General features: G+C 62.9%; 20 protein-coding genes. 11 read left to right on the top strand and 9 right to left on the bottom strand.

Going from position 1 to position 19,865, the window contains the following annotated elements; genetic code table 11:
• Positions 1–28 precede the first annotated feature (28 nt).
• Entirely contained in the window at positions 29–1,768 is a 1,740-nt protein-coding gene (locus SM764_RS01835; protein ID WP_065273704.1) for a tetratricopeptide repeat protein, read from the top strand.
• The gene (locus SM764_RS01830; RefSeq protein ID WP_369000864.1) at positions 1,758–2,597 is read left to right on the top strand and encodes a 4-(cytidine 5'-diphospho)-2-C-methyl-D-erythritol kinase; all 840 of its coding nucleotides are present in this window, start codon (positions 1,758–1,760) and stop codon (positions 2,595–2,597) included. The genes SM764_RS01835 and SM764_RS01830 overlap by 11 nt, the downstream gene beginning before the upstream one ends.
• Positions 2,598–2,864: 267 nt before the next feature.
• On the opposite strand, the gene SM764_RS01825 is transcribed toward SM764_RS01830, so the two are convergent.
• Positions 2,865–3,863 carry a polyprenyl synthetase family protein gene (locus SM764_RS01825; protein ID WP_368947297.1) on the bottom strand — a complete coding sequence of 333 codons (999 nt, stop codon included), beginning with the start codon at positions 3,861–3,863 and terminating at the stop codon, positions 2,865–2,867.
• Positions 3,864–3,920: 57 nt separating this feature from the next.
• Between SM764_RS01825 and SM764_RS01820 the strand changes: the two genes are divergently transcribed.
• The 3 genes from SM764_RS01820 (at position 3,921) to SM764_RS01810 (ending at position 5,417) form a co-directional block, all read left to right on the top strand.
• Positions 3,921–4,136: a putative signal transducing protein gene (locus SM764_RS01820; RefSeq protein ID WP_369000863.1), complete on the top strand. Its 216-nt coding sequence runs from the start codon at positions 3,921–3,923 to the stop codon at positions 4,134–4,136.
• The gene (locus SM764_RS01815; RefSeq protein WP_369000862.1) at positions 4,133–4,915 is read left to right on the top strand and encodes a tRNA1(Val) (adenine(37)-N6)-methyltransferase; all 783 of its coding nucleotides are present in this window, start codon (positions 4,133–4,135) and stop codon (positions 4,913–4,915) included. Before SM764_RS01820 ends, SM764_RS01815 begins: the two co-directional genes overlap by 4 nt.
• Positions 4,916–5,237: 322 nt before the next feature.
• On the top strand, positions 5,238–5,417 hold the full coding sequence (locus SM764_RS01810; protein WP_065272486.1) for a YdcH family protein: 180 nt from the start codon (positions 5,238–5,240) through the stop codon (positions 5,415–5,417).
• Between the two features lie 162 nt (positions 5,418–5,579).
• Here the strand turns inward: SM764_RS01810 and SM764_RS01805 are convergent, their stop codons facing one another.
• Complete coding sequence (locus tag SM764_RS01805; RefSeq protein WP_369000861.1) at positions 5,580–6,527, bottom strand: transcriptional regulator GcvA; 948 nt, start codon at positions 6,525–6,527, stop codon at positions 5,580–5,582.
• A gap of 115 nt (positions 6,528–6,642) precedes the next feature.
• Between SM764_RS01805 and SM764_RS01800 the strand changes: the two genes are divergently transcribed.
• Positions 6,643–6,789 (top strand): hypothetical protein, encoded by a 147-nt coding sequence (locus tag SM764_RS01800; RefSeq protein ID WP_156767922.1) that lies wholly within the window; start codon positions 6,643–6,645, stop codon positions 6,787–6,789.
• A 79-nt stretch (positions 6,790–6,868) separates the two neighbouring features.
• Here the strand turns inward: SM764_RS01800 and phbB are convergent, their stop codons facing one another.
• The 6 genes from phbB to SM764_RS01770 all read right to left on the bottom strand — a co-directional run bounded on the left by phbB (position 6,869) and on the right by SM764_RS01770 (position 12,250).
• Positions 6,869–7,591: an acetoacetyl-CoA reductase gene (phbB, locus tag SM764_RS01795; RefSeq protein WP_274827588.1), complete on the bottom strand. Its 723-nt coding sequence runs from the start codon at positions 7,589–7,591 to the stop codon at positions 6,869–6,871.
• Positions 7,592–7,781: 190 nt separating this feature from the next.
• The gene (locus tag SM764_RS01790) at positions 7,782–8,957 is read right to left on the bottom strand and encodes an acetyl-CoA C-acetyltransferase (protein ID WP_065272489.1); all 1,176 of its coding nucleotides are present in this window, start codon (positions 8,955–8,957) and stop codon (positions 7,782–7,784) included.
• Between the two features lie 291 nt (positions 8,958–9,248).
• Positions 9,249–10,088 (bottom strand): EAL domain-containing protein, encoded by an 840-nt coding sequence (locus SM764_RS01785; protein WP_065272490.1) that lies wholly within the window; start codon positions 10,086–10,088, stop codon positions 9,249–9,251.
• A gap of 141 nt (positions 10,089–10,229) precedes the next feature.
• Positions 10,230–11,177: a sterol desaturase family protein gene (locus tag SM764_RS01780; protein ID WP_065272491.1), complete on the bottom strand. Its 948-nt coding sequence runs from the start codon at positions 11,175–11,177 to the stop codon at positions 10,230–10,232.
• Between the two features lie 13 nt (positions 11,178–11,190).
• The gene (locus SM764_RS01775; RefSeq protein WP_368947293.1) at positions 11,191–11,577 is read right to left on the bottom strand and encodes a hypothetical protein; all 387 of its coding nucleotides are present in this window, start codon (positions 11,575–11,577) and stop codon (positions 11,191–11,193) included.
• A 109-nt stretch (positions 11,578–11,686) separates the two neighbouring features.
• On the bottom strand, positions 11,687–12,250 hold the full coding sequence (locus tag SM764_RS01770) for a TlpA disulfide reductase family protein (RefSeq protein ID WP_197492318.1): 564 nt from the start codon (positions 12,248–12,250) through the stop codon (positions 11,687–11,689).
• Between the two features lie 20 nt (positions 12,251–12,270).
• Between SM764_RS01770 and argH the strand changes: the two genes are divergently transcribed.
• Together argH and SM764_RS01760 are read left to right on the top strand one after the other, a co-directional pair.
• Positions 12,271–13,665, top strand: coding sequence for an argininosuccinate lyase (argH, locus tag SM764_RS01765; protein WP_274827589.1), 1,395 nt, complete (start codon positions 12,271–12,273; stop codon positions 13,663–13,665).
• 99 nt (positions 13,666–13,764) lie between these two features.
• Positions 13,765–13,941: a hypothetical protein gene (locus SM764_RS01760; protein WP_165832669.1), complete on the top strand. Its 177-nt coding sequence runs from the start codon at positions 13,765–13,767 to the stop codon at positions 13,939–13,941.
• Between the two features lie 168 nt (positions 13,942–14,109).
• Here the strand turns inward: SM764_RS01760 and SM764_RS01755 are convergent, their stop codons facing one another.
• Complete coding sequence (locus tag SM764_RS01755) at positions 14,110–15,003, bottom strand: SDR family oxidoreductase (RefSeq protein ID WP_369000860.1); 894 nt, start codon at positions 15,001–15,003, stop codon at positions 14,110–14,112.
• Positions 15,004–15,144: 141 nt separating this feature from the next.
• On the opposite strand from SM764_RS01755, the gene SM764_RS01750 reads away from it, so the two are divergent.
• The 3 genes from SM764_RS01750 (at position 15,145) to SM764_RS01740 (ending at position 19,787) form a co-directional block, all read left to right on the top strand.
• On the top strand, positions 15,145–15,732 hold the full coding sequence (locus SM764_RS01750) for a TetR/AcrR family transcriptional regulator (protein WP_368947290.1): 588 nt from the start codon (positions 15,145–15,147) through the stop codon (positions 15,730–15,732).
• Between the two features lie 74 nt (positions 15,733–15,806).
• Positions 15,807–17,072, top strand: coding sequence for a diaminopimelate decarboxylase (gene lysA / locus SM764_RS01745; protein ID WP_274831425.1), 1,266 nt, complete (start codon positions 15,807–15,809; stop codon positions 17,070–17,072).
• A gap of 75 nt (positions 17,073–17,147) precedes the next feature.
• Positions 17,148–19,787: a TIGR02302 family protein gene (locus tag SM764_RS01740; RefSeq protein ID WP_369000859.1), complete on the top strand. Its 2,640-nt coding sequence runs from the start codon at positions 17,148–17,150 to the stop codon at positions 19,785–19,787.
• The last annotated feature ends 78 nt before the right edge of the window (positions 19,788–19,865 follow it).

The raw sequence follows: 19,865 nt of genomic DNA, 5'->3' as shown, positions 1-19,865 counted from the left end.
CGAATACATACCCTTGGGGGAGGTCCCGGTGCCGGTTCAAAATCTTCGCAACCTGTCATCCGCGGCGCTGGTTGCGCTGTCTGTTTCGGTCACATCCACGCTGGGCCTTGCGGCGCCAGTTGCAGCCAACGGATTGGCGGGGGCTTACCTCGCTGGTCGTGCCGCCACCTATGAGAGTGATTTCTCGGCAGCTGCCGAATATTACACCCGCGCTCTGGTCCGCGATCCGAAGAACCCCGTGTTGATGGAAAATGTGGTCTTTGCCCAGCTGGCGCAGGGCGATCTGGATCGTGCACTGCCAGTGGCACAGCGCCTGTGGGAGATGGAGCTGCGCAGCCAGGCGACGAATATGGTCATGGTGGGCGATTTCGCCCGCCGCGGCGCCTTTGTCGACATTCTGGCGCGGGATCTGGCGATCCGCGATATTCACCCGCTGGTGGATGGGTTGCTGACAGCCTGGGCGCATATGGGCGAAGGGGCTGTCTCCGCCGCGATGCAGAGTTTCGAAGCCCTTGCCGAAGACCAGAACCTGCGCCCCTACGCGCAGTTTCATCAGGCGCTGGCGCTGGCCTCGGTCGGGGACTACGAGGGCGCAGAGGCGATGTTCGCCGCCGAGGATGGCAAGCTGACCCGCCTGTCGCGCCAATCGGTTCTGGCGCGGATGCAGATCCTGTCGCAGCTGGGGCAGAACGAAAAGGCGCTTGAGGTGCTGAGCGGGGCCTTCAGCAGCGGCTTTGATCCGGCGCTTGCGGATTTGCGGGGCCGACTTGAGGCAGGCGAGGCGCTTGGCTTTACCATGGCGCCCGGCCCGGTCGAAGGGATCGCCGAAGTCTTTTTCACCATGGGATCGGCGCTGAATGGGCAGCAGGCGGATGACTATGTGCTGATGTATGCCCGCATGGCCTCGGTCCTGAACCCGGATCACGTCGATGCGGTTCTGCTAAGCGCGGAGCTCTTGGACAAGCTGGGCCGCTTCCCGCTGTCGATTGCCACCTATAAACAGGTGCCGCGCAGCCATCCCGATTATTATGCCGCTGAAATGGGCCGCGCCGAGGCGCTGCGCCGCTCGGCCAAACCGGACGCCGCAGCCGAGGTATTGGCGCAACTGGCAGAGATCTATCCTGAACTGCCGCAGGTTCAGGTCAGCCTGGGCGACCTGCTGCGACAGCAGGAAGACTACACTGGCGCCGTGACCGCCTATGACAAGGCGCTGACCTACACGCCCGAGCAATCGCCGAGTCGCTGGTTCCTCTATTATGCCCGCGGCATCTGCCACGAAAGGCTGGATAACTGGGCCGAGGCCGAGGCCGATTTCCGTGCCTCTCTGGCGCTGGAGCCGAACCGCCCGCAGGTGCTGAACTACCTTGGCTACTCGCTGGTGGAAAAGCAGAAGAACCTAGATGAGGCGCTCGACATGATCGAGCGCGCCGTCGCAGCACGTCCCGAGTCGGGCTATATCGTCGATTCGCTGGGCTGGGTGCTGTATCGTCTTGGCCGCTATAGCGAGGCGGTGGGCCACATGGAGCGCGCGGTGGAATTGATGCCAGTGGATCCGGTGGTGAATGACCATCTTGGCGATGTGTTCTGGGCAGTAGGCCGCCAACGCGAGGCGGAATTCCAGTGGAAACGAGCGCTGTCCTTCATCCACTCTGGCGAAGGCGATGGTGAAGCCGATCCCGAACGGATCCGCCGCAAGATCGAGGTCGGTCTGGATGTGGTGCTGGAAGAAGAAGGTGCGGATCCCCTGAAGGTTGCCAATGGCGGTTGAGGCTTTCGCCCCGGCCAAGATCAACCTGACCCTGCATGTGACCGGCCAGCGCGCCGATGGTTATCACCTGCTGGATTCTCTGGTGGCGTTTTGCGATGTCGGGGATCAGGTGCGGGTGCGCCCGGCTGAGGATCTGTCCCTGCAGGTAAGCGGGCCACGGGCGGCTGGCGTGCCCACGGACGGTTCCAACCTTGTGATGCGGGCGGCAGAGGTTTTGAAACCTGCCGGGCAGGGCGCTGAGATTACGCTGGAAAAACACCTGCCTGCAGCGGCTGGCATCGGTGGCGGCTCTTCGGATGCGGCGGCAACGCTGCGGGCGTTGGCGCAGCTTTGGGATGTGGAGCTGCCCGGCGAAGCGGATTTGTTAAGCCTCGGCGCAGATGTGCCCGTCTGCATGGCGCCGGGAGCCTGGCGCATGGCCGGGATTGGCGAGGACCTGACGCCGCTGCCACCCTTGCCGTCCTGCGATATCCTGCTGGTGAATCCTGGTGTGGCGGTCTCGACCCCGGTGGTGTTCCGCGGGTTGGCCTCGCGCGAGAATCCGGCCATGCCGCAGGACCTGCCGGGCTGGGGCGATGCGCTGGAGCTGTCGGCATGGCTGGCGCGGCAGCGTAACGATCTGCAGGCCCCAGCCGTGGCCGCTGCGCCGGTGATCGGAGAGGTTCTGGACGCGCTGCGTGGCTCGGGGGCGCTGTTTTCGGCCATGTCCGGCTCTGGCGCCACCTGTTTTGCGCTGTTCGAACCTGACGAGGGGCAGGCGCAAAGCACGGCAGAGGATACTCGTGCGAAACACCCTGACTGGTGGGTGGCTTCGGGGCGCTTGCTCTAGGCGCGGGGGGCTCCCGCGCCTGTATCGCCGCATCAAAGATGCAGCGAACCGCCTTGGGCCCGGCAGCGCGCCTGCGGCGCGCTGTTTTCCAGATCTGCTGAGAGGCGCCTGCAGTGCAGGTCTGCGCTGCAGGCGCCACATCGAGTGTGGAGTTCCAAAATCCGCCTCAAGGGCAAGCCGCGCGCGGCGCGGAGGCTAACGCCTCCCTTGACCCGGACTTTGGAAGAAAGGGGCTGATATGCCGACTTTGGCGTGTTGCTCCGGCGGTTAGTGCAGCCGAGCCACCACGTAATCGGCGAGATCATGCAGCATCTGGCGGATCGGGTGCTCCGGCAGGCTTTGCAGCGCGGTCTTTGCCTTTTCGGCCCAAGCCATGGCGTCGTCGCGGGTGGCCTCCAGCGTCTTGTACTTGCCCATCAGCGCCAGAGCGTGGTCGAGATCGCCCTCTTCCTGGCGGCCCTTTTCGATGGTGCGGGTCCAGAAGGCGCGTTCTTCATCGGTGGCCTGCGCCACTGCCTTGATCACCGGCAGGGTCAGCTTGCGTTCGCGGAAATCGTCGCCGATGTTCTTGCCCGTCGCCTTGCTGTCGCCCTGATAATCCAGAAGGTCATCGGCGATCTGGAAGGCAATGCCCAGGGCATCGCCGTAATCGAACAGCGCCTTGATCTGCGCCTCCTCCACCCCGGCGATGACGCCACCGACCTCGGTTGCGGCGGAGAACAGCGCTGCCGTCTTGCCGCGCACCACCTGCAGGTAGATCGCTTCGTCGGTTTTGAGGTCGGTTGCCGCGGTCATCTGCAGCACCTCGCCCTCGGCGATGGTGGCGGCAGCATTGGCGAGGATGTCCAGCACCCGCAAAGAGCCGGTTTCCACCATCAGCTGGAAGCTGCGGGCAAAGAGGTAATCGCCGACCAGAACGGAGCTTTTGTTGTCCCACAAGAGGTTGGCGGTGGGGCGGCCGCGGCGCTGGCCGCTTTCGTCGACCACATCGTCATGCAGCAGGGTAGCGGTGTGGATGAACTCCACTGTGGCCGCCAGTTTGACGTGATTGTCGCCCTCGTAGCCACACATGCGCGCCGCCGCCAGGGTCAGCATCGGGCGCAGGCGCTTGCCGCCGGCCTCAACCAGATGGGCGGTCACCTCGGGGATCCGGGGCGCGTGCTCGGAGGCCATCCTTGTGCGGATCAGCGTGTTTACCGCCGCCATCTCGTCGCTGAGGGTGGCTGCCAGCATTTCATGCGGCTTTTGCGTCATGACTTGGTCCATTGCTTTCCCGGCTTTCAGGCTCGACAAGGTATTGCCCTTGCTCTTAGATCCATCCCCATGAAGGAACTTCTGCGCAGCACCGATCCAACCGTCCTGGCCTTTGCCTCAGCCCTTCTTGAGGGAGAGGATATAGACTGCTTTCAGTTGGACGTAAATATGAGCATCCTCGAGGGCGGCATCGGAATTTTTCCGCGCCGCCTTATGGTGCATCCGGATGATTACGACCCGGCTTTGCGGGTGGTGCGCGACAATGACATCCCGCTGGGCCAATGAGCATTTTTGCCGACGCGGATCTGACCTGTAACGATTTCCTGGGCGGCCGGGTGCGGCTGTATCAGCCCGTCAAAGGCTACCGTGCCGGGGTTGATCCTGTGTTGTTGGCGGCCGCTGTTCCGGCGCGGGCGGGGGATCATGTGCTGGAGCTCGGCTGCGGTGCGGGGCAGGCGCTGCTGTGCCTTGCGGCACGGGTGCCGGGGCTGCGCCTTACGGGCGTGGAGTTGCAGGCCACCTATGCCGACCTGGCGCGGCGCAATGGCGCGCTGAACGGGCAGGACATTGATGTGATCGAGGCGGACCTGGCGCAGTTGCCGGTGTCTTTGCGCCAGATGCAGTTCGCCCATGTGATTGCCAATCCGCCTTACTACCGGGCAGGGGGACACAGCCCGGCGCAGGATGCCGGGCGGCGGGTTGCCCTCGGAGAAGAGACACCGCTGCAGGACTGGATCGCCGTTGCCGCCAAACGGCTGGCGCCGCGCGGATACCTGCACATGATCCAGCGCGCGGACCGGTTGCCGGATATGCTGGTGGCCTGTGCCGGGAGGCTGGGGTCGCTGGAGGTGCTGCCGCTGGCGCCGCGACAGGGGCGGGCGGCAGAGCTGGTGATCCTGCGCGCGCGCAAGGAGGGGCGGGCGGAGTTCCGGCTGCACGCGCCGCTGATCCTGCACAAGGGCGCGCGGCACGAGCGGGACGGCGAAAGCTATCAGGAAGAGGTGGCCGATGTGCTGCGGCAGGGCGCGGCCCTGCCCTGGCCCGGGGAAAAGCGGCCCGCCTGAGCAGCCAATCCTCTATCGCGGCGAGTCGGTCGCCAAGGCGGTGACGTGGTATCGGGGACTGCCATCAGAGCGTTGCCGGGGCCTGTCTGACCGGATGCCCATATGGGTAGGACCCTTGCGTCTTTCAAGCGTTACATAGTCGTTTTACCGTGGCTTTGCGCCTTTATTGCAAGGCTGAGCGGCGGTTTTTGGCAGTCTTCAGCCGATGCAACAAATTGATGACAAAACTGTGCGCCTGCAGCGTGACAGACGCATTTTCTTATGCTCCACTTGAGGTGTCCTGCTGACGCAGGGCGTATTTTGCTCAAAAAGGAGGAACGGCATGAGCCTCAGCTCGCATCTCACGGAACTGAAGAAGAAGCACGAGCACCTCAGCATGGAAGTCGAACAGGCCCAACGTGCACCCAGTACCGACGGTCTGGAAGTCGCTGCCATGAAAAAGCAGAAACTGAAGCTCAAGGAAGAGATTGAGCGATTGTCCGCAAGCGAACTGGCGCACTGACGCGCGAGCAACTCGGGCGCAGCCGCAAACCGGAGCAAAACCGGCACGGGCGGCGCGCCCACGATATGTCTGATGAAATTGGGCTGCCAGATCTGGTGGCCCTTTTGCTTTTGAAGGGGGCTGTCCGGGCGAACCGCGTGCGAGTGGTCAGGAATGCTGTATTCAGGGCTGGGCGATATCGGTGACCGGGATGATATCGAACCGCTCAGACACATAGGATGTCTTGTCGATCTCCCCCATGAACCAGTCGCGGAACGCCTTGATCTGGGGGCGATCCTCGGTGCCCTTGGCGCAGACAAAGCGAAACCGTCCTTCTGTTTCAATCGCAGTCGCGAAAGGGGCCACCAGACGCCCGGCGTGCAGATCGGTCACCACCATGGCGCGGCGGCCAAGCACGACGCCCGCCCCGGTCAGGGCGGCATCCACCGCATGGTCAGCCTGCGAGAAATGCGCGCCATGCGTGGGGGCAAAATCGATTCCGACGGCGGCGAACCATGCTGGCCAGTCGCAGGGCGGCTGCAGGAAGTTCAGGGATTCGTCGAACAGAAGCGGCGCCTCGGTCAGGCTTTCGGGGGTTTTGTATTTCTCTGCTAGTTCCGGCGTCATCACCGGTGTCATCCATTCCTTGCGCAGGGGCAGGGACCAAAGGCCCTCGTCCGGGCCGACGCCAAACCGGATTGCCACATCGACCTCGTCGCGCTGGAAATCCATCTGTCTGAGTGTCGCGGAAAAGCGCAGGTCGATTTCGGGATGGGCGCGCGCAAATTCATAAAGACGCGGCGCCAGCCATTTCGCGGTAAAGCCTGGGCCAGCGGTCACCGTCAGTGTGCTGTTGTCCTGCAGCCGCCGGGTGGCGTGCCAGGCATCGCCAAGAATTTCGAAACCCTCGGCGGCGCCTGGGGCCAGCGTGCGTCCGGCCTCGGTCAGCTCCACCGCACGGTTGAGCCGACGGAACAGCGGCGCGCCGAGGTGCTCCTCGAGCGATTTGATTTGAAAGGACAGCGCCGCCGGGGTCACGTTCAGCTCCTCTGCCGCCTTGGCAAAGGACATGTGGCGGGCGGCGGCATCAAAGGCGCGCAGGGCGGTCAGGGGGGGCAGGTGTTCTGGCATAATCACATCAGTAATACTTAACTGAATGACTGAAAAGTCTCGTTTGTAAGTTTTTTCACCCGCAATCATATTGGTGTCAGGTTAATGATGCTGATCCGAAACGGAGGTTTGCGAGATGGAATATACAGTCAACGCCGATATCAAACTGGCCATGCAGCGTGCACATGAAGAACGCGGCCAGGTGCTGAAATCCTTCTGGGCGCGCCTGTTCCGCCGTGGCAAGCCTTCGCTGGTCAGCACAAGAGTTTCCCGCTGGGCATAGTGCACATGTCCTTACGGGATTGAAAAAGGGCCGGTCCATCAGGACCGGCCCTTGTTGTTTTTACCATTGCGCACTCGGATCAGACGAAGAACTGACCGCCGTTGGCGGAAATGGTCGACCCGTTGATGAAGCCTGCGTCATCAGAGGCCAGGAAGGTCACGCAGCGGGCGATTTCCTCGGGCTCGCCCAGGCGGCCGGTCGGGATCTGTGCGATGATCGAATCACGCACCTTTTCCGGCACGGCCATCACCATTTCAGTGGCGATATAGCCGGGGCAGATCGCGTTGGCGGTGATGCCTGCGCGGGCGCCTTCCTGCGCCAGGGATTTGACGATGCCCAGATCGCCTGCCTTGGTGGCAGCATAGTTTACCTGAGCGAACTGACCTTTCTGACCGTTGATCGAGGAGATCACGATGATACGGCCGAACTTGCGCTCGCGCATGCCGGGCCAGATCGGGTGAATGGTGTTGAAGACGCCGGTCAGGTTGGTGTCGATCACCTGGTGCCACTGCTCGGGCGTCATCTTGTGGAAGGGGGCATCGCGGGTGATCCCAGCATTTGCCACCACGACGTCAATGGGACCCAGATCGGCTTCGACCTTTTCGATACCGGCCTTGCTTTCCTCGTAGTCTCCCACGTTCCACTTGTAGGTCTTGATGCCGGTTTCCTCGGTGAATTTGGCCGCGGCTTCGTCATTGCCGGCATAGGTGGCTGCGACGTCATAGCCTTCGGCCTTCAGAGCCTTGGAAATTGCTGCGCCGATGCCGCGGGAGCCGCCTGTGACGAGTGCAGTTCGTGCCATTGAGTTGTCCTCCAGTGATTCATTTACTTGGTAATCTTGCTACATGCAGAGGTTAGTTTGAGCAACAATATTGCGCAACGGATTTTGCTGCGCCGCCGCATAAATTGTCGCACCCCTGACAAACCTTTGAAGCCTAAAAGAAAAGGGCGCCAAGATGGCGCCCTTAGATATGTCCGGTTACGAGGCCACGTTACGGGCGCTCCACGCACATGGCGACGCCCATACCGCCACCGATGCAAAGCGTGGCGAGGCCTTTCTTGGCACCGCGCCGCTTCATTTCAAACAGCAGCGTGTTCAGAACCCGGCAGCCCGAGGCGCCGATGGGGTGGCCGATGGCGATGGCGCCACCGTTGACGTTGACGATGCTGGGATCCCAGCCCATTTCCTTGTTCACGGCGCAGGCCTGCGCGGCAAAGGCTTCGTTGGCCTCAACCAGATCCAGATCCGAGGCGCTCCAGCCTGCCTTCTCCAGCGCCTTGCGGGAGGCGTGGATCGGGCCGACGCCCATGATCGAGGGATCGACGCCAGCGGTGGCATAAGAGGCGATGCGGGCCAGCGGCTCGATACCGCGTTTCTCGGCTTCATCGGCGCTCATCAGCAGGGTGGCCGCAGCACCGTCGTTCAGCCCGGAGGCGTTGGCAGCGGTGACCGATCCGTCCTTGGTGAAGGCGGGGCGCAGTTTCTGCATGGCTTCGATGGTGGCGCCGTGACGGATGTATTCGTCGCTGTCCACCACGATGTCGCCCTTGCGGGTTTTCACGGTGAAGGGGGTGATTTCATCAACAAACTTGCCCGCCTTCTGGGCGGCTTCGGCCTTGTTCTGGCTGCCGACGGCGAATTCGTCCTGCTGATCGCGGGAGATCTGCCACTGTTCGGCGACGTTTTCAGCGGTCTGGCCCATGTGGTAGCCGTTGAAGGCATCCCACAGACCGTCGCGGATCATGGTGTCGATATACTTCATGTCGCCCATCTTGTGACCAGCGCGCAGATTTGCGGCGTGGGGCGACAGGGTCATGCTTTCCTGGCCACCGGCGCAAACGATGGCGGCATCGCCCAACTGGATGTGCTGTGCGCCGAGGGCCACGGCGCGCAGACCGGAGCCGCAGACCTGGTTGATGCCCCAGGCGGCGCTTTCGATGGGCAGGCCGGCATTGATATGTGCCTGACGGGCCGGGTTCTGGCCCTGAGCGGCGGTCAGAACCTGACCGAGAATGGTTTCAGAGATCTCGCTTTTGTCGACGCCGGCGCGGGCAACAACGGCCTCCAGAACAGCGGCACCCAGATCATGGGCGGGCGTATTGGCGAACGAGCCGCCAAAACTGCCGACGGCGGTCCGCGCGGCGGATGCGATTACAACATTGGTCATTGATATGGGTCCTCTGCCATCAATTAACTCCGGAGATGTTGCACCCGCGCGGTCGGTGGTGAAATCAAAACCCCGCGATGGCAAACACGTCCTCCCGTACTCCGGGGCAGGCATAGCGTATTGCTGCACCTGCAGCAATCGACAGGGTGTCCCAGCGGCTGACGGGAAGTCAACCGGCATAAACGCAAAAAAACCACCGGTGGCGGTGGCTCTTTTTTGGGGGTCATGCGGTCAGATGCACAGAAGACCCTGAAACAAGGAGGCTATTCCCGAACGCTGCAGCGCGGCGGATCAGGCGCGGCTGCGTTCCTTCAGTTCCTCCAGCCAGGGCGGGCTGACCGTCGGGGCGCCGAACAGGAAGCCCTGCATGCAGTCGACGCCGATGGAAACTAGGTATTGCGCATCGGCTTCGGATTCCACCGACTCGGCCACCACCAGCATGTCGAACTGCTTGGCAATGCCAACCAGAGCGCAGGTCACGGCCTGATTGTCCGGATTGCCGCTGATGCCGCGGATGAACTGACCGTCGATCTTTACCGCGTCAAAGAAGAATTCGCGAAAGTGAGCGATGGCCGTGGTGCCGGCCCCGAAGTTATCCAGCGCAAAGGCGATGCCGTGTTTCTGCAGCCGCTCCATGAAGTCGATGACCAGCTCTGGCGCGGCCATGGCCGAGGCTTCGGTGATTTCCAGAACCAGACGTTCGCCAATGGTGGAATCTTTCTTCAGGAAGCGGTTCAGCACGTCCATCCAGCGGCCGTAGCCGATGGAGCGCGCCGACATGTTCACGGACAGGCGGATCTGGGGCGATTTCATCAGCGCCCGCAGCCCGTGCTGTAGCGCCAGACAGTCCAGTGCGCGGCCGATTTCCTTTTCCTCGACCACGTGCATGAAGTCACGGGCAGGAATCACCCGGCCGGTGGCGTCCAGAACCCGGATGTAACCCTCATAAAAGGCGGTCTGATGCGGGGGCATGGCCTGCATGACCGGCTGGAAGGCCAGCATCGTCTGGTCATGCTTCACCGCCTCGGCAACCATATCCAATGTGGACCGGTCGCGGGATACTACCGCTGCGTTCAGTGGGTTTTCTGAGCCTTCTGGCAGGTCCGCTTTTTTCCAGCGACTGTGTTTCACTGTTTTGCCCCCTGGCTATACCTGTGCCTGATCATGTGCATGGAAACTATGCGTTGCTTTGCACTCTCGGACAAAAGGGTGAACCATGGATTAAAGTTAAAACTTTAGGAAAAGTCGCATCTGATGTCGCGGCCCGGTCCGTCAGGTCGGGTCGGCTGGTTGTTCAAATCCCGGCGTGCCGCGGTCACCCGGGTTGCGGGCCAGGTATTTCGCCTTGATGGTTTCGCTGGTGTCGCGGCTGCCATCGTGGCTGTAGCCGGGCGGCGCCAGCGCATAAAGCAGCCGTTGTTTCAGGGTCAGGCCGGGCTGCGTCATGTCGCGGAAGATGCCGACCCATTCGTGAAAGGCGACCCGTAGCGGGTTGAAAGTACCGATGTTGTGGACAAGGCCGTAATCGACGCGGTCGTTTTCCTGTTCAGGAACGAAGGTGCCGAACATCCGGTCCCAGATGATGAAGACGCCGGCATAATTACAGTCCAGATAGCGCGGGTTGCGGCCATGGTGGGCGCGGTGGTGGCTGGGGGTGTTCATCACTGCCTCGAACCAGCGGGGCATCTTGCCAATCGCTTCGGTGTGGATCCAGAACTGGTAGATCAGGTTGAGGCCACCGACGAACAGCACCAGCGCCGGGTGGAATCCCAGCAGCACCAGCGGCGCGCGGACAACCATCATGAAGGTAAAGGTGCCGGTCCAGGTCTGCCGCAGCGCGGTGGTCAGGTTGTAATGCTGGCTGGAATGGTGGTTCACATGACTGGCCCAGACCCAGCGTACCCGGTGGCCGAACCGGTGCACCCAGTAATAGCGCAGATCGTCCAGCACGAAACAGACCAGAACCGCCCAGATCGACGTCCCCATATCAAGCGGCGTGAGCCGCCACAGAACCATGAAGAACGCCCAGGCGATGAAACCCAGCAGGATCCCTGCCGCGACGCTGCCCGCCCCCATGATCAGCGAAGTCAATGCATCGCGGGTTTCATACCGCCCGCCCCGGCCTTTGATCGCGATCCACAGGAACTCGGCCAGGATCGCCGCGATGAAAAACGGCACCGCGTATTGGGTCACATCGGGGTAAGAGATTGGATCGCTCATCGGCGGGGTTCCTTCAGGACGGGATCATCATCTGTTGCCAGTCTGCGCGTTCGTGCGGCGCAAGAGAGAGCGAGACGCCCGGCGTGCCAAAATCGTGGAACTCCAGCCTGAGGCCGGTTCCGGTTTCAAAGACATCAAAATCAATAAGATGGCGCGCCACGGTATCGGCGCCAAAGGCCCAGAGAAGGCCGGTTCCGCCCTCGATCCGCACCAGCGCGGCGTGGCCGTTTTCGGCGATCAGCACCTGGTGGATCACATCATCGGGGAAATGGCGATGCCACTCGGCGCGGGCGTCCTCGACCGACAGCACCGTCTGCGCCGAGCGGCCCGACAGGTGTAGGATCGCGGCGACCGCGCTGACGCCGCCGATAACCATGATCAGCAGGATCTCTAGTGGCATATGCTCCTCCCTGATCCCTACATTGGCGGACCGGGAAGGAGCCTGTCAAAGGTCGCGTGAGGTCAAGCCGTGATCGGGGCGCGGCCGGACCCGTTGCGGGATGCGCAGATCAATGCGTTGCAATCATCTCTTTGATGATCGCCTTGGCGCTGTCGCTGTTCCATTCCGCATCGCCCAGAAGGCGGGCAACCTCTTCGCCTTCGCGGTTGATCAGAACGGTAATGGGCAGGCCGATCACTGCCATGTTGCGGGCCAGCGCCTGTTTCGGATCGGTGTGGCGGGGCAGGCCGGTGATACCGTTTTCCTCGAAGAACTTGACGATACCAGCAGGGGAATTGCGCCCGGTGGCGATGGTCAGGACCTCGAAGTCCTCGCCGCCGAACTCTTCCTGCAACTCGGCGATTTGCGGCATTTCCTTGCGGCAGGGGGCACACCAGGTCGCCCAGAAGTTCAGCAGAACGATCTTGCCCTGATAATCGGTCAGCGTGGCGGTGCCGCCATCGTTTTCCAGAAAGAACTCCGCGTCAGAGACGGGGCGCGGCTCGGAATGGACGACCAGCCGTTTCAGACTGTCGGCGCGCAGCGCCTCCAGCGTCGCGACATCTGCGGCGAAGGCGGCATTTGCACCCAAGGCAAGGGCCATATAAAGGGTGAGGTGACGAAACAGACGCATGTTATCTCCGGGGTTCAGCCATGACAGATCAATCCTCAAACCAGATGTGGGGCGGCCGCTTTGCCGCTGGCCCTGACGCGATCATGGAGGCAATTAATGCCTCGATCGGGTTTGACAAGCGTATGGCAGCCCAGGACATCGCAGGCTCAAGAGCCCATGCCGCCATGCTGGCCGCGACAGGCGTCATTACGGATAACGACGCCGAGGCCATTCGGGAAGGGCTACTCACGGTCTTGTCAGAGATCGAAAGCGGCAGCTTCCAGTTCTCTACCGCGCTGGAAGACATCCATATGAACGTCGAAGCGCGCCTGAAAGAGGTGATCGGAGAGCCCGCCGGGCGTCTGCACACCGGCCGGTCGCGCAACGATCAGGTGGCGACCGATTTCAAACTCTGGGTGCGCGATCAGTTCGACGCTGCCGAAAAGGGCCTGCTGGCGCTGATCAAGGCGCTGGTCGATCAGGCCGAGGCAGGCGCCGACTGGGTGATGCCCGGCTTTACCCACCTGCAGACCGCGCAGCCGGTGACCTGGGGCCATCACATGATGGCCTATGTGGAAATGTTCGGCCGCGATCTGTCCCGCGTGCGTGATGCCCGCGCCCGGATGAACGAATCGCCCCTGGGTGCGGCGGCGCTGGCTGGCACCTCCTTCCCCATCGACCGTGACATGACCGCATCGGCGCTGGGCTTTGACCGTCCTGCGGCAAACTCGCTTGATGCCGTGTCGGATCGCGATTTCGCGCTGGAGTTCCTGAGCACCGCATCGATCTGCGCCGTGCACCTCAGCCGTTTTGCCGAAGAGCTGGTGATCTGGTCGTCGGCCCAGTTCCGCTTCGTGACCCTTTCGGATCGCTTCTCCACCGGCTCCTCGATCATGCCTCAGAAGAAGAACCCGGATGCGGCCGAACTGATCCGCGCCAAGGTGGGTCGGATCTTTGGAGCCAACACCGCACTGATGATGGTGATGAAGGGCCTGCCGCTCGCCTATTCCAAGGATATGCAGGAAGACAAGGAACAGGTCTTTGATGCAGCCGACAACTGGATGCTGGCGCTGGCTGCGATGGAAGGCATGGTCAAGGATATGACTGGCAACCGCGAGTCGCTGGCTGCCGCCGCAGGTTCGGGTTTCTCCACCGCCACCGATCTGGCCGACTGGATGGTGCGGGTGCTGAAGGTGCCCTTCCGCGATGCCCACCATGTCACCGGCGCCTTGGTCGCGATGGCCGAGGGCCGTGGTTGCGATCTGCCTGACCTCAGCCTTGAGGACATGCAGGGCGTGCACGAAGGCATCACCGAGGATATCTTCACCGTTCTGGGAGTCGAAAACTCGGTCAACTCGCGCATGTCCTATGGTGGCACCGCGCCCGCGCAGGTGCGCGCGCAGGTGAAACGCTGGAAAGAGATCCTGGCGGGCTAAGCAGGCCTTTGCCGAGATCCTGTGGCGGGGGCGCTTGTGATTGGCCAGCGCCCCGCCCATATTGAACGAATACCCACCCGAGCCGAGGGCTTCTCTCCGATGCGCGTTCTTGTTTTTCTTTTCGTTGCAGCCACAACACTCGCGGCCTGTGGCGTGGATGGAGAGCCGGTGCGCCCCACACTCAATGCCGGGGTCGGGGTCTCTACCAGCGGTGTCCATGCCGGGGGCAGCGTTGGTGTTCAGCAGGGACCGTTCAGCCTTCTTCTGGGCTTCTGATGCCTTCGCGCGCGGCCTGCGCCGTCCTCTGGCTGCCGGTCGTGGTCGCTTTGGCGGGATGTGAGCCGCTGGCCCCTGAACGCACCACGAATACCGCAAGCGGTAGCTCTGCGTCTCAGACACCCGGGTCGGGTGTGATAGTTTCGGGGTACGCCCGGGTTGGCGTTTCTATCGGGAACTGAACGCCGAAACCTTTGTACCGGCACGATTTGAACAAATCCCAGCATAGTGATCGCCCAGCGACCGGCTGCCATATTGCGGTCCGATGGCGTCCTGCTGGCAGGAAGTAAGGAAAAACTCGAATGGCCCCCAGACATGACGCGGGGTGCAACGTTTCATCACTGATAGGGCCGCATGGCCCAGCCACAGCGGCAGGTGGGTGATCCGGGCGGGTTTACCGAGGGCGTCAAAGGCCAGTTCTGCGATCTGATCGAGGCTCAGCACCTGGGGGCCGCCGATCTCCACATCCGCCTCCCCGGCTTCGATGGCATCAAGAATGGCACAGGACAGATCGCGGGCATGAATCGGGTTGATCCGCACCGATCCGTCACCGATCAGCCAGACCCGGCCCTTTTTCGCCATCGACAGGATCTCTTCCATATCGGCAAAGAACCCGTTGGGGCGGATGACGCACGCCTGCAGCGGGGCGGTTTGCAGCACGCCGACGAACCGCGATTTGGCCGCCACCAGATCAGAGGTGGGGGTGCCCCGGGTCAGCACATGCACATAGGCAAACTGACCGACCCCGGCGTTCACCGCCTCTTTCAGCAGGTTGAGGTTGGCCTGATAATCCACATCCAGATAGGTCACACGGTCGGTCTGCCGGGTCAGCCCCAAAGCCGAGACAACGAGTTCCACCCCATCCATAAGTCCGCTGAGGCTGGCCGGGTCGGTGGCCTCTGCGGTGACGATTTCAACACCTCGGGGAAACCCGGACGTATCCGAGCCGGACCGGACCAGTGCCCGCACGGAGTAGCCCCGGGCCGACAGTTGCGCCACCAGATGGCGCCCCAGATGGCCAGTTGCACCGGCGACAAATGCAATCTTCTGATTTTCACTCATTGACACTAATCCATTTTTGACCAATTGGTCAGATATAGCGCGCTATCTAGGGGCCGCATGACTGACCCGCAAGTCATTTATATGCCGGGACAGGTCAACCCCGCTATGCATTCCGTGCAATCAGGCCCAAAAGGAACGGCAATGCCGAAGATCGTCGACAAGGATAAAATGAGGGCTGAGATCCTCGAGGCGGCGATGATGTGTTTTGCGCGCACGGGCTATCAGGCCACCAAAATGACCGATATTGCCAGGGCCGCGGGCGTGGCCAAGGGCACGCTCTATCTTTATTGCGACGGCAAGGATGACCTCATCCTGAGCTTGATCGGGCAATATTTCGACGGGCTGAGGGGCCAGATTACCCTGCTGCCCGCCCCGCAGACGCTTGAGCTTTATCTGGATGGCCTGCGCCAGACGGTGATCCTGGCGCAGCGTGATATGACATCGCTGATCTTTGAAGTGCTGGGACCGGGGTTCAAGGATCCCCGTGCCGTAGAGATCATTGACGGATTTTTCGATTGGCTGGCCCGGCACTGGGCAGAACATTTCGCAGATCTTGCCAAAGCGCAGGAAATCCGCGCTGACTGCGATCCGATGGCGTTGGCGCGGGCGGTGATCGCGATGCTGGATGGGGTTTTCCTGCATCTGAGCCTGTTCGATGCGGGGTCCAAGATCGCCACCCTGCGGCGCGAGACCGCCTTTACCATGATCGCATCGGGGCTGCGGGGATAAACGCGCAGTGGACAGCGCTGTAGCAGGACAAATTCCATTGATCCGGCGGCCTCTTTTGGTCTAATCGCCAAGGCATGGATCATTTTCTTTACCGCGATGGCGCGCTCTGCGCCGAGGACGTTCCGGTGGCTGAAATCGCCGCCGCCGTAGGCACGCCGTTCTATGTCTATTCCACCGCGACGCTGCTCAGGCATTTCCGCCTGTTCGACGAGGCGCTGGAAGGCACCGAGCATCTGGTCTGTTTTGCGATGAAGGCGGCCAGCAACCAGGCCATCCTGCAGACGCTGGCGCAGGCGGGCGCGGGCATGGATGTGGTCAGTCAGGGCGAATACCTGCGGGCCAAGGCGGCTGGTGTGCCGGGCGACAAGATCGTCTTTTCCGGCGTTGGCAAAACGGCCGAGGAAATCCGCTGCGCCCTGTCCGGTGGCATCCGCCAGTTCAACGTGGAATCCGAGCCCGAGATGGAGGTGATCAACGCGGTCGCTCTGGAACTGGGCACCCGTGCGCCGATCACCATCCGCATCAACCCCGATGTCGATGCAAAGACCCACGCCAAGATCGCCACCGGAAAATCCGAGAACAAATTCGGCATCCCGATTTCCCGCGCCAGCGAGGTCTACGCCCATGCCGCCAGCCTGCCGGGGCTGGAGGTGATCGGGATCGACGTGCATATCGGCTCGCAGCTGACCGAGCTGGCCCCGTTCGAGGCCGCCTATCAGAAGGTTGCGGAGCTGACCGAGACCCTGCGCGCCGAAGGTCATGACATCCGCCGCCTCGATCTGGGGGGTGGGCTTGGCATTCCCTATACCCGCTCGAACGAGGCGCCGCCGCTGCCGATGGAGTATGGCGCCCTGATCAAGCGTACGCTGGGCCACCTCGGCTGCGAGATCGAGATCGAACCGGGTCGCCTGATCGCGGGCAATGCCGGGCTAATGGTCAGCAAGGTAATTTATGTGAAATCCGGCGAGGGCCGTGATTTCCTGATCATCGATGGGGCCATGAACGATCTGATCCGCCCCGCCATGTACGAGGCGCATCACGATATCGTGCCGGTGATCGAACCGGAGCCGGGCGTCGAAAGCCAGCCTTATGATATCGTCGGGCCGGTCTGCGAATCCGGCGATACCTTTGCCAAGCAGCGCGATATGCCGCCGCTGGCTGCCGGGGATCTGATCGCCTTCCGCAGCGCCGGAGCCTATGGCGCGGTGATGTCGAGCGAATACAACTCGCGCCCCCTGATCCCCGAGGTACTGGTGCATGGGGATCAATTCGCGGTTATTCGCCGACGTCCGACCTTTGACGAAATGATAAACCGCGATACCATTCCGGAATGGCTCTGATCGCGGCTGCGGACTTTTCGCGGTCGGGGCACCCCCGCAACCGCGCCCGCACCCGCGCAGAGAGGCATCGCCGAAATGGCCGCATCCGACGCTGCATTCCCCAAGGCTGACCCGCGTCTGAAACCGCTGCGCTGGCCCCTGCGCCTGACGCGGGCGGGCATGATCGCGGAGCAGCTGCTGCGCGCCCTGTGGCCTGCGGCCTCGGTGCTGATGCTGGCGCTGGCGGCGGTGATGCTGGGGCTGCACGATGAATTACCGGTCGAACTGGTCTGGTCTGGTGCCGTGCTCAGCGTGCTAGCGCTGGGGCTGGCGCTCATCTGGGGCATCAAACGGTTTTCCTGGCCAAGCCATGCGGCGGCGCTGGCGCGGCTGGACGCAACCCTGCCGGGGCGACCAGTCAGCGCGCTTCTGGATAGTCAGGCGATTGGCGCTTCCGACCCGGCCTCGGCGGCCTTGTGGCAGGCACATCAGCGGCGCATGGCGACAGCGGCGCGGCAGGCCCGCGCGCCCTCTCCAAATCTGAAAATCGCAGCGGCGGATCCCTTTGCCCTGCGGTATATGGCGCTGCTGGCGCTGGTCGTGGCGCTGGTCTTCGGCTCGTTCTGGCGGGTCAGCAGCCTCAGTGGCATGACACCGGGCGCGGCCTCAGCGATGAACGGGCCGACCTGGGAAGGCTGGATCGCACCGCCGCGTTACACGGGCCTGCCGGTTCTTTACCTCAACGATCAGCCTGCCGGAGAGCTGACCCTGCCCGAGGGCAGCCAGATTACCCTGCGGTTCTATGGTGAGATCGGCGCATTGACGCTGGATGAAACCGTTTCCGCCCGCACTGGCGAACTGCCCCCGGCGACCGATCCGCAGCAGGAATTCGAGGCCCGTCAGGAAGGTCAGCTGGCCATCGCCGGGCAGGGCGGGCGCGATTGGCAGGTCACGGTGACGCCGGATGCACCGCCCGCAGTTGCGGTGGCGGGCGCGCCGGATCTAGGCCCCGAAGGCGCGCTGAACCTACCCTTCGCGGCGCAGGATGATTACGGCGTCGTCGGCGGAACCGTGCGGATTTCTCTGGACCTTGCGGCGCTGGACCGGCGGCACGGGCTGCAGATCGACCCGGACCCGCGCGAGGATATCGTACTGGACCTGCCGCTGCCTCTCACCGGCGGGCGGAGCGATTTTACCGAACGCCTGATCGAGGATTTCTCGCAGCATCCCTGGGCCAATTTGCCGGTCACTTATACCTTCACCGCGCAGGACGCGGCGGGGCAGAGCGGCACAGCGGCTCCATTTGGCGCGCCGCTGACAGCGCGGCGCTTTTTTGATCCGCTGGCCGCCTCGGTAGCCGAGCAGCGCCGTGATATCCTCTGGGCGCGGGCCAATGCGCCGCGGGTGGCGCAGATCCTGCGGGCGGTGTCGCATCGCCCCGATGGGATTTTCCGCGATGCGGGCAGCTATCTGCGCCTGCGCGGCATTCTGCGGCGGCTCGAAAGCCATCTGGCGGCAGGCGCACTGACACCCCCTGCGCAGGAAGACATCGCAGCGGCGCTGTGGGATCTGGCCATCGCGCTCGAGGAAGGCGATGTGGGCGACGCGCTGGAGCGGATGAAACGCGCTCAGGAGCGGCTGAGCCAGGCCATGCGCGAAGGCGCCAGCGATCAGGAGATCGCCCGCCTGATGCAGGAGCTGCGCGAAGCAACCGATGATTACCTGCGCCAGCTGCAACGTCAGGCCGAACAGAACGGCGAGATGATGGAACCGGGCGAGATGCCCGAAAACATGATGCAGCTCAGCCAGGACGACCTGCAGGCGATGATGGACCGCATTCAGGAGTTGATGGAACAGGGCCGCATGGCCGAGGCCGAGCAGGCCCTGCGTGAATTCCAGCAGATGATGGAAAACATGCGCATGACCCGCGGCCAGCAGGGCCAGCAGGGCGGCGATCAGGGACGGCAGGCCATGGAAGGTCTGGCCGAGACCCTGCGCGAACAGCAGGGCCTCTCCGATCAGGCCTTCCGCGATTTGCAGGAACAGTTCAACAGCGATGCACAGCGCGGTCAAAGCCAGGGCAGCGAGGGCCGCAACGGCGGTCAGGGCCGTGGACAGAGCCACGATGGAACCGGCGGTACCGGTGAGGGTGGCGAACAATCCGGCCAGCAGCAGGGTGGCGGCGGCGATCCGGGGCAAGGCCAGCCGGGGCAGGGCGGCTCTGGCGCGGATGGCAATCCCAGCGCGGGGGATCTGGCTCAGCGTCAGCAGGCCCTGCGGAATGAGCTGGAACGTCAGCGTGACGGCCTGCCCTTTGGGGGCGAGGAAGGGCGCAATGCCCGCGATGCGCTGGATCGGGCAGGCCGCGCCATGGAGGGTGCCGAAGAGTCGTTGCGGAACGGCGATCTGGCCGAGGCCATCGACCAGCAATCCGATGCGATGGAGGCCCTGCGCGAAGGCATGCGCTCGCTTGGCGAAGCCATGGCACAGCGCCAGCAGCCGGGACAGAACCAGGGACAGCAGGGACAGGCCCAGCCCAATGGCTCGGCCGAGGGGCTGGATCCGCTGGGACGCGCCAGCGGCATGGACAATGGCGACAGAGGTGCGGTTCCGGACCGGGGTTCGGCGCATGGCCGGGCCTGGGATCTGTTGGAGGAAATCCGCCGCCGGTCGCAGGATCGCAGCCGTAGCGAGGAAGAGCGCAACTATCTGCAGCGGCTGTTCGACCGGTTCTGAAGCCGCTAGGGGTGAATTGAGACCCTATGCACGGCATTCTCTAAAGAAATGATGCTCTCAAAGGCAATCGATCAATGC

The organism is Pseudophaeobacter sp. 1A16562 (assembly GCF_041008785.1).
Lineage (GTDB): Bacteria > Pseudomonadota > Alphaproteobacteria > Rhodobacterales > Rhodobacteraceae > Phycobacter > Phycobacter gallaeciensis_A.
Note: the sequence above shows the minus strand (reverse complement) of the source record. Positions and strands in the feature narration are given on the sequence as shown.

Coding starts and splice junctions, on each gene's coding strand:
- SM764_RS01830 (WP_369000864.1), top strand. CDS start 1,758: ATGGCGGTTGAGGCTTTCGCCCCGGCCAAGATCAACCTGACCCTGCAT.
- SM764_RS01825 (WP_368947297.1), bottom strand. CDS start 3,863: ATGGACCAAGTCATGACGCAAAAGCCGCATGAAATGCTGGCAGCCACC.
- SM764_RS01820 (WP_369000863.1), top strand. CDS start 3,921: ATGAAGGAACTTCTGCGCAGCACCGATCCAACCGTCCTGGCCTTTGCC.
- SM764_RS01815 (WP_369000862.1), top strand. CDS start 4,133: ATGAGCATTTTTGCCGACGCGGATCTGACCTGTAACGATTTCCTGGGC.
- SM764_RS01810 (WP_065272486.1), top strand. CDS start 5,238: ATGAGCCTCAGCTCGCATCTCACGGAACTGAAGAAGAAGCACGAGCAC.
- SM764_RS01805 (WP_369000861.1), bottom strand. CDS start 6,527: ATGCCAGAACACCTGCCCCCCCTGACCGCCCTGCGCGCCTTTGATGCC.
- SM764_RS01800 (WP_156767922.1), top strand. CDS start 6,643: ATGGAATATACAGTCAACGCCGATATCAAACTGGCCATGCAGCGTGCA.
- phbB (WP_274827588.1), bottom strand. CDS start 7,591: ATGGCACGAACTGCACTCGTCACAGGCGGCTCCCGCGGCATCGGCGCA.
- SM764_RS01790 (WP_065272489.1), bottom strand. CDS start 8,957: ATGACCAATGTTGTAATCGCATCCGCCGCGCGGACCGCCGTCGGCAGT.
- SM764_RS01780 (WP_065272491.1), bottom strand. CDS start 11,177: ATGAGCGATCCAATCTCTTACCCCGATGTGACCCAATACGCGGTGCCG.
- SM764_RS01775 (WP_368947293.1), bottom strand. CDS start 11,577: ATGCCACTAGAGATCCTGCTGATCATGGTTATCGGCGGCGTCAGCGCG.
- SM764_RS01770 (WP_197492318.1), bottom strand. CDS start 12,250: ATGCGTCTGTTTCGTCACCTCACCCTTTATATGGCCCTTGCCTTGGGT.
- argH (WP_274827589.1), top strand. CDS start 12,271: ATGACAGATCAATCCTCAAACCAGATGTGGGGCGGCCGCTTTGCCGCT.
- SM764_RS01760 (WP_165832669.1), top strand. CDS start 13,765: ATGCGCGTTCTTGTTTTTCTTTTCGTTGCAGCCACAACACTCGCGGCC.
- SM764_RS01755 (WP_369000860.1), bottom strand. CDS start 15,003: ATGAGTGAAAATCAGAAGATTGCATTTGTCGCCGGTGCAACTGGCCAT.
- SM764_RS01750 (WP_368947290.1), top strand. CDS start 15,145: ATGCCGAAGATCGTCGACAAGGATAAAATGAGGGCTGAGATCCTCGAG.
- lysA (WP_274831425.1), top strand. CDS start 15,807: ATGGATCATTTTCTTTACCGCGATGGCGCGCTCTGCGCCGAGGACGTT.
- SM764_RS01740 (WP_369000859.1), top strand. CDS start 17,148: ATGGCCGCATCCGACGCTGCATTCCCCAAGGCTGACCCGCGTCTGAAA.